Annotated in this window: 10 protein-coding genes; 6 read left to right on the top strand and 4 right to left on the bottom strand. The window is 30.5% G+C overall.

The features are described from left to right. Positions 1-48 precede the first annotated feature (48 nt). The 5 genes from LPC16_RS01000 (at position 49) to LPC16_RS01020 (ending at position 6,160) form a co-directional block, all read left to right on the top strand. Positions 49-1,458, top strand: coding sequence for a protein adenylyltransferase SelO (locus LPC16_RS01000; protein ID WP_229637416.1), 1,410 nt, complete (start codon positions 49-51; stop codon positions 1,456-1,458). Positions 1,459-1,627: 169 nt separating this feature from the next. Beyond that, positions 1,628-2,749: a glycine cleavage system aminomethyltransferase GcvT gene (gene gcvT, locus LPC16_RS01005; protein ID WP_261345101.1), complete on the top strand. Its 1,122-nt coding sequence runs from the start codon at positions 1,628-1,630 to the stop codon at positions 2,747-2,749. A gap of 63 nt (positions 2,750-2,812) precedes the next feature. Beyond that, complete coding sequence (locus tag LPC16_RS01010; RefSeq protein ID WP_229637417.1) at positions 2,813-4,204, top strand: DUF2079 domain-containing protein; 1,392 nt, start codon at positions 2,813-2,815, stop codon at positions 4,202-4,204. A 68-nt stretch (positions 4,205-4,272) separates the two neighbouring features. Next, entirely contained in the window at positions 4,273-4,896 is a 624-nt protein-coding gene (gene tmk / locus LPC16_RS01015) for a dTMP kinase (protein ID WP_040054880.1), read from the top strand. Between the two features lie 337 nt (positions 4,897-5,233). Then, entirely contained in the window at positions 5,234-6,160 is a 927-nt protein-coding gene (locus tag LPC16_RS01020; protein ID WP_040054879.1) for a glycosyltransferase family 2 protein, read from the top strand. A gap of 248 nt (positions 6,161-6,408) precedes the next feature. Here LPC16_RS01020 and mutS read toward each other — a convergent pair whose 3' ends face one another. After that, on the bottom strand, positions 6,409-8,976 hold the full coding sequence (gene mutS / locus LPC16_RS01025; protein ID WP_229637418.1) for a DNA mismatch repair protein MutS: 2,568 nt from the start codon (positions 8,974-8,976) through the stop codon (positions 6,409-6,411). Positions 8,977-9,315: 339 nt separating this feature from the next. On the opposite strand from mutS, the gene grpE reads away from it, so the two are divergent. After that, a complete protein-coding gene (gene grpE / locus LPC16_RS01030; RefSeq protein ID WP_229637419.1) occupies positions 9,316-10,053 on the top strand; it encodes a nucleotide exchange factor GrpE in 738 nt (245 codons plus the stop codon). Positions 10,054-10,152: 99 nt separating this feature from the next. Here grpE and LPC16_RS01035 read toward each other — a convergent pair whose 3' ends face one another. From LPC16_RS01035 to LPC16_RS01045, 3 genes are all read right to left on the bottom strand, one after another. Further along, positions 10,153-11,241 carry a potassium channel family protein gene (locus tag LPC16_RS01035; protein ID WP_229637420.1) on the bottom strand — a complete coding sequence of 363 codons (1,089 nt, stop codon included), beginning with the start codon at positions 11,239-11,241 and terminating at the stop codon, positions 10,153-10,155. Between the two features lie 157 nt (positions 11,242-11,398). After that, on the bottom strand, positions 11,399-13,840 hold the full coding sequence (pheT, locus tag LPC16_RS01040) for a phenylalanine--tRNA ligase subunit beta (protein WP_229637421.1): 2,442 nt from the start codon (positions 13,838-13,840) through the stop codon (positions 11,399-11,401). A gap of 232 nt (positions 13,841-14,072) precedes the next feature. Then, the gene (locus tag LPC16_RS01045) at positions 14,073-14,858 is read right to left on the bottom strand and encodes a TrmH family RNA methyltransferase (protein ID WP_229637422.1); all 786 of its coding nucleotides are present in this window, start codon (positions 14,856-14,858) and stop codon (positions 14,073-14,075) included. Positions 14,859-15,048 lie beyond the last annotated feature (190 nt).

The following is a 15,048-nucleotide window of genomic DNA, read 5'->3' on the forward strand; positions in this document are numbered from 1 at the left end:
CAAGTGATAAGACGAATTTATTCTTAAAATATTACAAATATTAATAATATGACATCGAAACGAGATAATCCCTTTTTCAGTCTCGAATATCAGACCACTTTAGAAGACTTAGGGAGTGAATACTATGATGAAGTAGATGCAGCTAAATTTCCACAACACATTCTGAAGTTTCGTAATAATGATTTGTTAAAGCATCTAGGGCTAGCATCACAAGATGTAGATGACATACATTTTATTGAGGCATTTGGAAAGTTTAAAAAGATACGTCCTTTCCTGGCATTATCTTATCATGGTTATCAATTTGGAGAGTACAATCCTTTCTTAGGTGACGGAAGAGGATTTTTGTATGGACAAGTTAAGGGGATAAATGGTCAAGTATATGATTTTGGAACGAAAGGATCTGGAAAAACACCTTATTCTCGAGGTGGTGATGGAAAATTGACTCTCAAAGGAGGAATAAGAGAAGTTCTCGCAGCAGAAATATTGCATAGAATTGGAGTTAAAACATCCCGATGTTTAAGTTTAATTGAAACAGGAGAAAAATTATGGAGAGGAGATGAGCCTTCTCCTACTCGCTCTTCGGTAATGGTTAGAATGAGTCGTTCTCATATTCGCTTTGGGACTTTTGAGCGTCTATATCATCTTAAAAGGCCTGACCTAATAAAGAAATTGTTAGATGTTGTGATTAATGTTTACTATCCAGAAATCGCTTTAGATAGCGATCGCTATGGTCTATTTTACGAAGAATTAGTAAAGAGAAGTGCCCAGTTAGTTGCGCATTGGATGGCTGCAGGATTCTGTCATGGGGTACTTAACACAGATAATATGTCTATTATTGGCGAAAGCTTTGATTATGGACCTTATGCATTTATCAACACATATGATCCATGTTTTACATCTGCCTATTTTGATCATGGTCGACGTTATAGTTATGGTAATCAACCTTTAATGATTCGTACTAACCTAGAAATGTTACAGTTACCATTAATGAGTGTTATATCTCCCAAAGTGTTAGAGACAGGTATAAGTCAGTTTAGTTACCATTATGAAAATGCATATCGTAAGGCAATATTTAGTAAATTAGGTCTAACAAAAAACGTTCATCAAGAAAGTGGACTTTTAGAAGCAACAATAGATGTATTACGGACAAGCCAAATTAATTATCATCAATTTTTTATTTACTTGATTGATAATATAAATAAAAGTTGGTGGAAAGAGCCGTCTAATATATTAGAGAAAATTAAATTGCCCGCAGCAAATTGGGTAAACTGGAAAAGGATATATAATAAATCTTTAAATGAATATTCTTCAGATCAGGTCAATAATATTATTAACAATTTAAATCAGTTTAATATTAAAACTCCTTTGCTTAAGTCCAAGATGGAATCATTATGGGATTCCATAGCTTCTCATGACGATTGGGAACCCTTTTATCAGTTAATAAAAGATACTAAATAACAATAATCAAATAAAGCATTTATAATTCAATGCTTGATATCTATCAATATATGTAGTGTAACAACAGATATTGACTGTTTAAATTTAGAGGACATTAATGATAATTAAAATTGATAATATGACTTATGAGATTTAGAATATAATTCACCAGATGTTTATATAAAAATTCGTGATTAATTCTAGTATTTCTCAAAATCTACTAAAAACGCCTATATACGACTTTATTATTGAAGAAAAAGCCAAAATGATAAATTTTTTTGGTTGGCATATGCCTATTCAATTCGATGGCATTCAAGTAGAACATAATGCTGTTAGAAATAATGTTGGCATATTTGATATTTCTCATATGGGTAAGCTTTTAATAGAAGGAGATGAGCTGGTTTCTTTACTACAATTTCTCGTCCCATCAGATATTAAGCGATTAACTTCCGGAAAAGCACAATATACAACATTTTTAAATCACAATGGCGGAATAATAGACGATATTATTATTTATTATCAAAACTCCAAAAAAGTCATAATCATAACTAATTCATCTACAAAAGATAAAGATATAGAATGGATTAAATCACATACTATGTCTACTCCGATTAAAGTGACAGATTTATCTGAAGAAAAAGTTTTATTGGCAATTCAAGGGCCGCAAGCTTTAAAAAAGTTACAGCTATTTGCTGATAGTGACATAGCAAAATTATCTTTTTTTGGACATATAGAAACTAAAATACTAGGATATCCTGCTTTTGTCTCTCGTACAGGATATACCGGTGAAGATGGTTTTGAAATAATGGTTTCCAATGAAGTAGGAAGAAAATTATGGAAAGTATTTACTAATGAAAAAGTTATACCTTGTGGACTGGGAGCTAGGGATACTTTGCGTCTAGAGGCATCTATGTGTTTGTATGGTCAAGACATTAATGATAGTACTACTCCTTTAGAAGCTGGTTTAAATAATTTTGTACATTTAGATAGTAAAGATAATTTCATTGGACGAGAAGTATTAGAACAACAAACTAGGGAAGGAGTTAGTAAATTATTGGTAGTATTAGAAATGGAAGGAAAACAAATTGCTCGGCGTGGATATAATATTTTTTCGAATGGTAAATGTATAAGTACGATAACTAGCGGGACATTTATTCCGACAACAAAGAAGGCTTTATCATTTGCCTATCTTCCTATCCATTTGAGTCAAGCAGGAACAGTAATTGATGTAGAAATAAGAAAAAAACTATATCCAGCAAAAGTTATAAAAAAAACATTTTATAAATCTAGAAAGAAAAAAAATAAGACATAACATATTATTTATCAAAATTATTTAATAGTTAAAGCTGACACTCATGTCATTAATTTACCATTTATGAAAAATTCTTATTTGCTCTGGCTAATTATTAGTATAAGTTTCTTTATCTTATTTGGATGTTCTAGCCTAAGACATTCACTTTATCAGTCTAATGCTTTGGATCTAGGTTGGTTTGATCAAACTTTTTATTTGATTAGTCAAGGAATTGAGCCTATTGTATCTTTTTCTGATAATCATATTTTAGGAGATCATGCGGCAATCATTTTATATCCTTTATCATTATTTTATGTAGTTTATCCAGATTTACATTGGCTATTAATTATTCAATCATTTGCTTTATCAATTACTATTTTACCTTTGTGGAAACTAGCTAAACAGGCTAATTTATCTGATAATTCATCTTTAATTGTTGTATTAATATATTTACTTTATCCACTAACTTTTAATGTTAATTTGTTCGATTTTCATACAGAAATTATTGCTTTACCTGCAATTGTATGGTCAATACTAGCAGCAAAATTAAATTTTAGATTACAATTTATGTTTTCGATTATATTAATTTTAAGCTGTAAGGCAGTGTTGTCATTAACAGTAACTGGAATAGGATTTTGGTTATTTTTTAATGAAAGAAAAAGAGAATATGGTATTTTTGCATTATTTACAGGGATAGTATGGTTTATATTAGCTACACAATTTATTATTCCTCAATTTAATAATGGTGAAGTCGCTGCTGTAGGAAGATATTCATTTTTAGGAAATTCGGTTTTTAGTATTGTTACTAATTTATTTACTAATCCAAAAATCATCTTTGATCATATTTGGAACTTACCAAATTTAGAATATATCTTTTTACTATTTATTCCTATAATTTGGTATTTAAATCTTCATCATTTTAATGTTTTAATACCTGCTATTCCTAGCTTACTCTTAAATTTACTAACAGACTATCAGCCACAAAAAGATTTAATTCATCAATATTCTGTTCCCATAATACCCTTCCTATTATTGTTAGTTATTACTTCTATGCAATATAAGAAAAAGATAGCTATCTTTACTAGATATACCTTAATTTGGTCATTGTTTAGTTTTCTTGCATTAGCAAAATATGACTTCTTTATTTCTAAATATACCAAACAAATGGGAAGCTTATCAGCTATGAAAGAAGCTATAGAGCTAATACCCCCGGAGGTAAAAGTTTTGACATCTCCTCAGTTTGCACCTCATTTAAGCCATCGCTCTATTATAAAATTAGCTATTAATGATCAAAAACCTATTGATATTGATAATTTTGATAACATATTATTAAATATGCGTTATCCAGGCTGGAGAAACTCTAGATATACGATTGATGACTTAGTAAAAGAACTAAAAAATAATTTGAATTTCAAACTAGAATATAGCCATAAAGATGTAGTTTTATTTAAAAATTTAAGCAATTCAAAAATTTAATTTATATTAGTAAAATTTATCTATCTCATTGATCATGTTATACTAAGCTGATCTTAATTATAAAGATGATGAAACCTCTATTTATTGTTTTGGAAGGTATTGATAAATCTGGAAAAACTACACAAGCAGAACTTCTCAAAAATTATTTAATTGAACATGGAAATTTAGCAGTTATTAGCTCAGAACCTACAAATAGTAGTATAGGAAAATTGATTAGAGAAGGAATGCAAAATCAATTATTTTCTATTGAAGATAGAATAAAATTTGATGAACAAATGGCTTATTTATTTGCCGCAGATAGACACTATCACTTATATAATGATATTGATGGAGTCTTTAAACTAATTCAACAAAATAACTATACTGTAATTTCTACTCGTTACTATTTTTCATCTCTTGCATATAATAGTAATAATCCAGAAGAAATTGATTTTGTCTATCAATTAAATCAAAAATTTCCCAATCCTGATTTGGTAATCTATATAGATGTTCCACTAGATGTTGCTTTATCGCGTCTTAAAAATTCTACGTTTCAAGAAATATACGAAACTAAAGATAAGTTAGATAAAGTAAGGAAAAATTATCAAACTATCTTTAATAATTATAAAGGTAATCTTTTAAAGATTAATGGCAAAAATTCTATCGATAATGTTCATAAAGATATTATTCATAATTTAATAAAACAAGTTTAGTTATTTCCGAACAATCGTTAATAATCACATGTATTAATTACTTAAGTCTAAAAAATAATATATAAATTACTAAAAAATATTAGCTTATTTTTTATTATTTAAAGTTTTCTTATTAAAGAATAATGTCAAGTATTAATATGTGAGGTTAACACATAAGTCTGATAAGTATTAATGTTTATACTGGCTATTAGTTCAAATTTCGGCATAAAAATTATAGTAATCAAATTTTAGTCGTTTAAACCTTTGAGGTATTTATAAAAATTATTTCTCAAATATTAGTGAAAATGCGTTAAGCTATTTTAAATTTAGTACTATTTTATTAGAAATTTTAAAAATCGTGTTTATAAGCATTGTTATTCCGACTTATAATCGTAAACCAATTTTAGAAAAATGTCTTTATGCATTAGAACAACAAAAATTTACTGATACTAAAATTAATACTTATGAAATAGTTCTCGTGGATGATGGCTCTACAGATGGAACTTTGCAATGGTTAGACGAAAATAGACATGATTTTCCCAATGTCCATTATTTTGCTCAAGATCATCTCGGCCCTGCATCAGCAAGAAATTTAGGTATAGAAAAAGCAAGGGGAAATATAATAATTTTTATTGATAGTGACCTAGTCGTGACTGAGTCGTTTTTACAATCTCATGCGAATGCATTAATAGAAGGCGAAAAAAAATTAGGCAGTGATTGTTTATTCACGTATGGTGCGGTTATTAACACATGTAATTTTGAGAATCCAACTTCAGAAACTTATAAAGTGACTGACTTTTCTGCTGCTTTCTTTGCCACTGGCAATGTAGCAATTTCTCGGGTATGGCTAGAAAAAGCAGGATTATTTGATACAAATTTTAAACAATATGGATGGGAAGATTTAGAATTAGGCGTAAGATTAAAGAAATTAGGATTACAGTTGATTAAATGTCCTGAAGCGGTTGGATATCATTGGCATCCGGCTTTTAATTTAAAACAAGTTCCTAATCTAATCAATCAAGAAATTCAGAGAGGTAAAATGGGAATTTTATTTTATAAAAAGCATCCTACTTTTGAAGTTCGTCTCATGATTCAAATGACATGGTTTCATAAGACTTTATGGGGAATGCTATCTTTAGGTGGAATTCTAAACGAAAAAACTCTATCACCTCTTCTACAGTGGTTAATTAATCATGGAAAACCACAAATAGCACTGGAAATCGCTCGTATTTTCCTTAACTGGTATAATGTAAAAGCTGTATACAAGGCCTATAAGGATATATAGTAAAAAAATTTCTTGCTTCTATTATATGAGTAATTTCTACTGATTAGATAACTTACATTAAAAAAATTAAATTAATATTCTAAGAAACTATAAAGGCTACTAATCTTAACTACTTAATTATTTTTTATAGAACTAGGCCATTAATCATATCTTATGCAAGTTACTTTAACTTAAATTATTAATGGCTTAGTTCTATAAAAAAAGACTCATGGCGTAAATATAGGAACTCTTCCTATCAAGAAACTAAATTAATTGTTTTTTTCTAGCTCATTAAGTTTCAATATAATTCTACTAGATTGACTGACTTTATCCATAATTTTTTTAGCCCTTATAGTTACAGAGGAAGGTAAACCAGCTAATTTGGCAACTTCAATTCCGTAAGATTTACTAGCTCCTCCTGGGCGAATTTGATGTAAAAAGATAAGACTATTTGGCTTTTCCTCAACTATAGTTTGAAAATTAGCTATTTTAGGGACTTGAGAAGCCAATTCGTTTAATTCATGATAATGAGTAGCAAATATAGTTTTTCCTTTAATTTCTTTGCTTAAATATTCTGCTATTGCCCAAGCTATAGAAAGCCCATCAAAAGTTGATGTTCCCCTACCAACTTCATCTAATAAAATTAATGACTGTTCTGTCGCATGGTTAAGGATGTTGGCAGTCTCATTCATTTCTACCATAAAAGTTGATTGTCCAGTCGCTAAATCATCTACTGCTCCTACACGTGTAAAAATACGATCAGTAATACCTAATTTTGCAGAGGCTGCTGGAACAAAGCTTCCAGCTTGTGCTAGTAATTGAATAATTCCTATTTGTCTTAAGTAACAACTCTTTCCACTAGAGTTTGGACCTGTTAAGATAATTAAGTTTGGTTCTTCTAGTATTTTTTCAGAGCTTTCAAGAGCAACTGAATTAGGTACAAAAGAGCCAAATGGTAGTAACGCTTCAACTACTGGATGTCTACCATCAGTAATTTTCAACGATTGACTTTGTAAAATTTGAGGTCGGCAATAATCCTTGTTTACGGCAGTGGTTGCAAAACTTAATAAAATATCAATAGCTGCTATAGATTTGGCAATTTGGCAAATTGTATGGCTTTCTTTGGCTACTTCTGAACGTAGCTTTATAAAAATTTCGTATTCAAGTTTCTCAACGTTTTTTTGTGCACTTAAAATACGTACTTCTCGCTCTTTTAATTCAGGAGTAATAAAACGTTCTTCGTTAGCTAATGTTTGTTTTCTAATGAAATAATCTGGAACTTGCCCTGATTTACTGAGAGGCAAGCTTAGATAAAAACCAAAAGATTTACTGTAGCCAACTTTAAGAGTACTAATCCCTGTCTTTTGTTTTTCTCTTAATTCTAAATTAGATAACCATTTATAATCATCTTCTATCTGTCTTCTCATACCATCTAAGTCTGTATTAACTCCATCTTTAATAATTCCTCCTTCTTTTAGTTTTATAGGGAGAGACTCTGTTAAATGATTATGAATATATATACCTAACTCCTCTAATCTTTTAGGCATATTTTGTAAAGCTTTGAAATAAAAGGACTTACCTCGACTCGCGAATTGTGATATGTCTTTTAATTTTAATAGTGAATTAGCTAGATAAGATAAATGTCTCGCATTTGCTGTCTCTGAAGTTATTTTGGTACTAATTCTTTCTAGATCATGTATGCTAGCTAACAATTGCTTAAGATCGTGTCTTAATTCAACGTTTTCTACTAATTCTTCAACGGTATTATGTCTTTCAATAATTGTTTCAATATCTAATAAAGGCTCTATTAACCAGCGCTGTAAATTACGAGCACCCATAGCAGTCTTAGGTTTTTGAATAATTGACAATAAAGAACCTTTAAAGGCAGAATCTTTAATAGTTTTCATTATTTCTAAATTACGGCGTGTTTGATAATCTATAATGAGAAAATCATTTAAATTATAGTTTTTAGGTAATTGTAATGTGAGCTGTTGACCAATCTGAGTGTCTTCTATATATTTCAATAATCCTCCTGCAGCACTGACGGCTAAAGGCAAATTATGGCAGCCCATTCCTTCTATAGAGTTAACATTGAAAATACTTAGAAGTTTTTCTTTTGCGATATCTAAATCAAAAGTTGTTTTTGCTCTTAAGGAATAGCAAAAACAATCTGGTAAAGTATCTATAAATGACAAAGATTTTTCTCCAGGACGCATTACCTTACCAGAATCTACAATATTTACTGAAACAATAATTTCAGCTGGTTGTAGTCTAAGTAATTCTGAGTTAAGATTAGATAATTCTGTATTTTGAGTAGTATAGAATTCCCCTGTAGATACGTCTGCATAAGCAAGACCCCATGAATTGCCTTTTACTATTAATGCTACTAAAAAATTATTATTTTCTGGTATTAATAATTCATCATCCATCAAAGTTCCTGGAGTTAATAATTTAGTTACACGTCTTTCTACCATCCGTCCTTGAGCAAATGCTTTTGAAGAATCTTCTACTTGATCACAAATTGCTATAGAATACCCCTTATCTATCAATAGTTTAGCGTAACGATCTAGTGAGTGATGGGGGAAACCTGTTAATGCAATTCTTCCAACTTTTTTCCCTGCTTCTTTACTAGTTAGAACAGTTCCAGCTTCTTTAGAAACAGTTACAGCATCTTGAAAAAAACATTCAAAAAAATCCCCTACTCTGTATAGCAGTAGCGCATAAGAATACTCTCTCTTGATATTTACATAATGTTGATACATTGGGGTTAAGTTGTCAAAATTTAGAAGACGATAGTCATTATGGGGAGATTTAATTTCTGCTCTTGAATTATTCATAACATGTTTTAATAGACTTTAATAAATTTAGGACGAATTTGCCTAGAGTATACTAACAATAATAGTGTACAGGATACATTGCACAAGCTACTATTTTAGCATAAGATTAACTAACTATTAATATGCGCTTGTAAAGTGCAGAACTTTATACATCTTCCTCGTAATCCAAAAAGAAAGAAGATTGTTTAAATTTTAGTTGTTCTCTCTGCAAAATTTTTAGATATTTGCTATTAGAATGTACTAGTAATAAAATTAGATAAACAATTATAATATATTGAGAACTTAAATCTGAAGAATTAGTAATTAAAATATCCTTCAATAAATATAGAGAAAGAAATTATGACAGATGAAAAACAACAAATAGAAATAAATCAAGAAACTTCTAAAGTAGAAGAAGCATACAACTCTTCTACTAAAGTTGAAACAAATGGACAAGTCGAAACATCTTCATCAACGAATAAAGACTTGATGGTCGGTGAAGATGTTGAATTAGTAGATTCTGAAGCAGAGTTAGAAAAAAATTTGGTTTCTGACTTAACTGAAAAAATAAATGATCTAGAAGCTAAGTTGCAAGAGCATAACCAACAGTATGAAACTCTTAATAACAATCATCTTCGAGTTAATGCAGAATTTGATAATTACCGAAAACGTTCAATAAAAGAAAAAGAAGATTTAGAAATTAAGGTTAAGTGTAAGACGATTAGTGAATTATTATCTGTTGTAGATAATTTTGAACGTGCTCGTAATTCGATTAACCCAACAAATGATGGAGAAGCAACAATACATAAAAGTTATCAAGGAGTATACAAAACACTAGTAGATAGTCTTAAACGTTTAGGTGTCGGACCTATGCGCCCTGAAGGAGAAATTTTTAATCCTTTGTATCATGAAGCTATGTTACGAGAATATACTAATGAATATCCAGAAGGAACTATTATTCAGGAGTTGATGCGTGGTTATATGCTAGGTGAACAAGTGTTAAGGCACTCAATGGTGAAAGTTGCCGCACCTCAAACTTCTGACTCTCTAGATCAGAAAGAAAATTTAGTTACAGACAAAAAAGATGTAGAAAAATAGGGTAGTTAAACTCATTTTATATAGAAACTAAAACATATGTTCTAATTTCTATATAAAATGAGTTTAGCTGAAGTAAAATGCTATTTATTGTTAAAAATTTTACACATTTTTAAAGCTATGTTGGTGTCTTGGTGGCCTTAAAGTCGCAGAACGATTGATAGGTCCCAAAATTTGATTAAGTTGACGCAATTGTTCAGGAGTACCCATGCAAATAAGTAAATCTCCTGCCATTAATTCTGTCTCTCCTGTCGGTCCACCTAATAATGCACCATCAGAACGCCGAATGGCTAAAACTAATGAACCTGATTGAAGCCTAAGCCTTGCCTCACTCAAAGTTTGTCCCACACAGGGACAATATTTAGGATCAACAAGAAACTCTTCCATATAAAATGTGCGATCACTACCAGTTAGGATACCATCTACAAAATCCATAACTTGAGGCCTTAATGCAGCTGAAGCAAGTCTTTTTCCTCCCGTAATGTAAGGTGAAACAACAGCATCAGCTCCAGCTCTTTGTAGTTTAAGAACTGCTTCTTCTGTACTAGCTCTAGCAATTGCTCTAATTTTTGGGTTTAAAGTTTTTGCAGAAAGTACAGTATAAAGATTTTCTGCATCAGAGGTTAAGGCAGAGACTAAACATACAGCTTTCTCTATCTTGGCGTTTACTAGGCATTCATCAAGAGTAGCATCTCCTTGGATTACGACATAGCCTAATTGTTTTGCTTCTTCCACTTGTTCAGGTCGAGAATCAATAATAACAAAAGGAACTTCTTCTGCAGTAAACTCTAATGCAACTTGACGAGCAGTACGTCCATAGCCACAAACAATACAGTGATGTTCTAAAGTATCTATCAAACGCTTCTCCTGTCTTTGTCGAATTCCTTCCTGAAAATAACCTTGAATTAAGGCTTCTGTTAAACGATTAACAATATAACCAATTGTAATAACCCCCATCGAAATAAGAACGATAGTAAAAAGTTTAGAATTATCATCTAAAGGATGAACTTCTGAAAAGCCAACTGTTGAAAGGGTTATCATGGTCATATACGCTGCTTCTGTCAATGACCATCTCTCAATTAAGTAATACCAAATTGTTCCAGAAAGAAAAACTCCTCCTAAAGCAAATGCCCCGCCAATTAATTCCTTCCGTAATCGTTGATATTTTTCTTTAAAAGAATATAAAGCCATAAGAAACAACGAGAAATATAAACAGTTATTTCCGAAATATTTAATTAAATAATATTTAGAATAAAATTATCTAATATGTTAGTTTATCTCTCAAACAATTCTGAGAGTAGTAATAAGAACATCTATGTAGGGCTAAAATTATGACTATATATCAAGATCAACTACGGAGAGTAACATTGAATTTCTCTACTAAAATTATACGAATTCTATCGTGAGTAGCTTTTACATCTTTATCAGTTAATGTACGTTCATCAGAACGATAAAGTAAACTGAAAGCTAAATTTCTTTGTCCTTTCGGTACACTTTCTCCTCTATAATCATCAAACAATTCTATTCCTTTTAATAGGCCTCCTCCTACTTGTTTCATTTCTTTAATTAGTTCTGCCACAGAAATACCTAAAGAGACAAAAAAAGCTAAGTCTAATTCTATAGGCGGATAAGAGGAATAAGAGTTAAATGTAGGTGTTAAAAGAATTTCTTTGTTAAGAGTCTGCAGTAGAACTTCAAAATTTAGCTCAAATCCATACACGGTATTAATTAAATCTAATTCCTGACATAACTGTGGATGTAACTGCCCAAATATTCCTAAAAATTGATTGTTTAGCCATAAAGAAGCTGTACGTCCCGGATGTAACCTTTTATCTTGCTCGTAGGCTTTGTATTCAACTACGATTTTAAATTTTTTAAAAATGCTATCTAAAATACCTTTCGCTTCATACCAGGTCATAGGTACTAATTTCCCACTTGTTATCCAACGTCCTGCAGTAAGAAAGTTACCTCCCATGATGCCAGCTAAACTTTCTAATTCTTTATTTTGGCCTTCAATATTATAAAAAATTTTGCCAATTTCAAATCCATTTAGAGATTTATTGCCTTGGGATTGGTTATAAGCGAACGTACTAATTAAACCATCTAATAAATTATTTCTTAAAGCTGAATATTCTGTTAGTAAAGGATTTGCAAGAACTATATCAGCCTTTTCTGGCTTGACGAGAGAGTATTGTACTAATTCATGTAACCCAGCAGAGCGAAATGCTTCTCTAAGCTTACGTTGAATATAATATTCTTGAGAAAGTTTTCCAGGCTCCGTTTTGTAAGGTAACTCATCACAAAAATTTCCATATCCATAGATACGAGCTATTTCTTCTATTAGATCAATCTCTCTATGCAAATCTCGATAACGATAGGATGGAATAGTGACTAACCAAATGTTAGGTATGTTATTAGCTAAGCTTAAGTTACATCCTAAGTTGGTTAGAATATCATGTACTTCTTCCGAAGTTATAAAAGATTTCAGATCATTTTTCCAAACTGGTCCTAAAAGCTTATGAATACGTTCTAAACGTAAAGTTATTTGAGGAATATTAATCTGAGAACGATTATCGACTATATTTTGAGAAATTGGCACTCCTCCTGCTAATTCTTGAATTAGTTTAATAGCATTTTGACAAGCCACCTCCAATTCAAATTGATTAACCCCTCTTTCATATCTTATAGAAGCTTCGGTACGTAAGTTTTGACTTTTTGAAGAGTGACGAATAGTTACTTGATCAAATAAAGCAGTCTCTAGAAAAATATCTTTAGTTTGTTTATCAATTTCTGTTTCCTTTCCTCCCATGATTCCTGCTAGCGCAACAGGAATATTGTTAGAAGTAATTATTAAATTATTTCTATTTAACTTTTTGTTAGAACCATCTAGTGTCTCTAAAATCTCTTTATTGTTAGGAGAACGTACTCCAATAGTTAACTGAGTCTTATCTTCTGCATTTTTTTTTAATTTTTTTAAGTCAAAAGCATGCATAGGCTGGCCCCATTCCAGCAGGATTAAGTTAGTTATATCTACTATGTTGTTAATAGGATCAATTCCTGAAGCTCTAAGTTTTTGTTGTAACCACTGTGGGGAAGAAGTTACTGTTACATTTTCAATAATAGTTCCAATATAAATTGGACAGGCTTTAGTATCTTCAATTTCTATTTTTAAAGAATCATTGTTATGTTCAAAAATAAAATTTTTGACAGTTCTAGGAAAAGTAACTATATTTCCTGTCAAAGATGCTACTTCCCTAGCAATTCCTACCATACTCATTGCATCAGGACGATTAGCGGTAGGCATAATGCTTAAGATAGTATCGTCTAAACCTAATAAAGAAGAAACATTTTGCCCTATTTTTATAGTATCTTCTTCAAAAATATGAATTTCAGACGATTCTTTAGATAGTCCAATTTCCGATAAGGAACAAATCATACCTTCTGATTTAATTCCTTGTAATTCTATCGGTTGAATTTTTAAATCCATCTTAGGTAAATATGTTCCTAACGTAGCAACAGGGACATATTTACCAATCTCTACATTGGGCGCGCCACATATAATGTTCAGTAAACTTTCTGTCCCAATATCAACTTTGCAGATATTTAATTTTTGAGTATTCGGATGAGGTTGGCAATCTTTAATTAAACCAACTACAATTCCATTAGCCCATTCCTGACGGTCTTCACATTCATCTACCTCTAAACCTACAACTGTTAAGATATCAGCTAATTCTTCATGGGAAAAATTAAAATTTATTAGTTCCCGCAACCACTTAACGGATATTTTCATAATTTATTTTATTATCGTAATAAATTCAAACTCTAGTCTATCAAACAATCATATTGCTTGTTCGATATTCCTTTCCAGTATGTAAGACCTATTATTTTCTTTTAATTTAATAAATATTAATTACTTCAAATTAAATATCATTAACTTAAATAATATATTTCTAAGTTAATGATATATCTAAGATAGATTTAAAAATAAACTAAACATATATTTAGCTAAGTTTAAAATTTATTTATATTAGGGATTTTTGTCTTTTAGCCTCATATAGAATCAAAGCTGTAGTAATTGCTACATTTAACGATTCTACACTTTGTTCTAATGGAACTTTTATTATTTTATCTACCATATTAACTAAAGTTTGCGATAATCCAGAACCTTCATTACCTAATAAAATTATCGTAGGTTGAGTCAGATTTAAGTTCCAATAAGTTTCTTTAGCGCTTGGCGAAGTTGCAACTATATTTACACCTTGATGTTTATAGTTCATAACTATATCTTTTAAATTAGATGTAACTACCAAAGGTGCTTTAAACCAAGCACCAGCGGAAGCTCTTATGACTTTTGGATTATCAATATTTACACTATCGTTACTGAGCCAAATACTGTCAACATTTGTAGCAACAGCTGTACGAATGATAGTTCCTAAATTTCCTGGATCTTGTAATCTCTCTAAAATCAAGCCTAATTTCAGACTAGAAATTTTAGTTTGGTGGAAAGGTTTGAATAGTGCTGTAGCTATTACTCCATCAGGATTTATAGTAGTTGTAATACTTTTCAATACTTCTGGCGAAACAATTTCATAGCGTTCTGTAAGTCTAGAGGCTGTTTTCCACAACTCAAAATTTTGTATTTTCCACTTTTCAGTAGAAAGTAAGCTCACCAGGGAACAATTTTTTTCACAAGCTGTCATAAGCAGATGAGTTCCCTCGAAAAAAAATATTCCTTTTTCTCTTCGTTTCTTTACATTATGTAGTTCACGAATTTGCTTAATTAAGGGATTTTTAGTACTTGTAATCATTAAAGATATGAAAAATATTGGTTTGACTTTATACTAGATTTGTATTTAACTACAAAAATTTAATAGGTGCTAAAAATTTAATCTAGTTATCTAATAATTTTATTGGTTTTATGTAGTAATATTTACTATCTGATTAATCTTTGTTATGGACTAAGGACCAATTCTAGTTTTACTTTTCTATCTAAAAGCT

It is taken from the genome of cyanobacterium endosymbiont of Braarudosphaera bigelowii (assembly GCF_020885515.1).
GTDB lineage: Bacteria > Cyanobacteriota > Cyanobacteriia > Cyanobacteriales > Microcystaceae > Atelocyanobacterium > Atelocyanobacterium thalassa_A.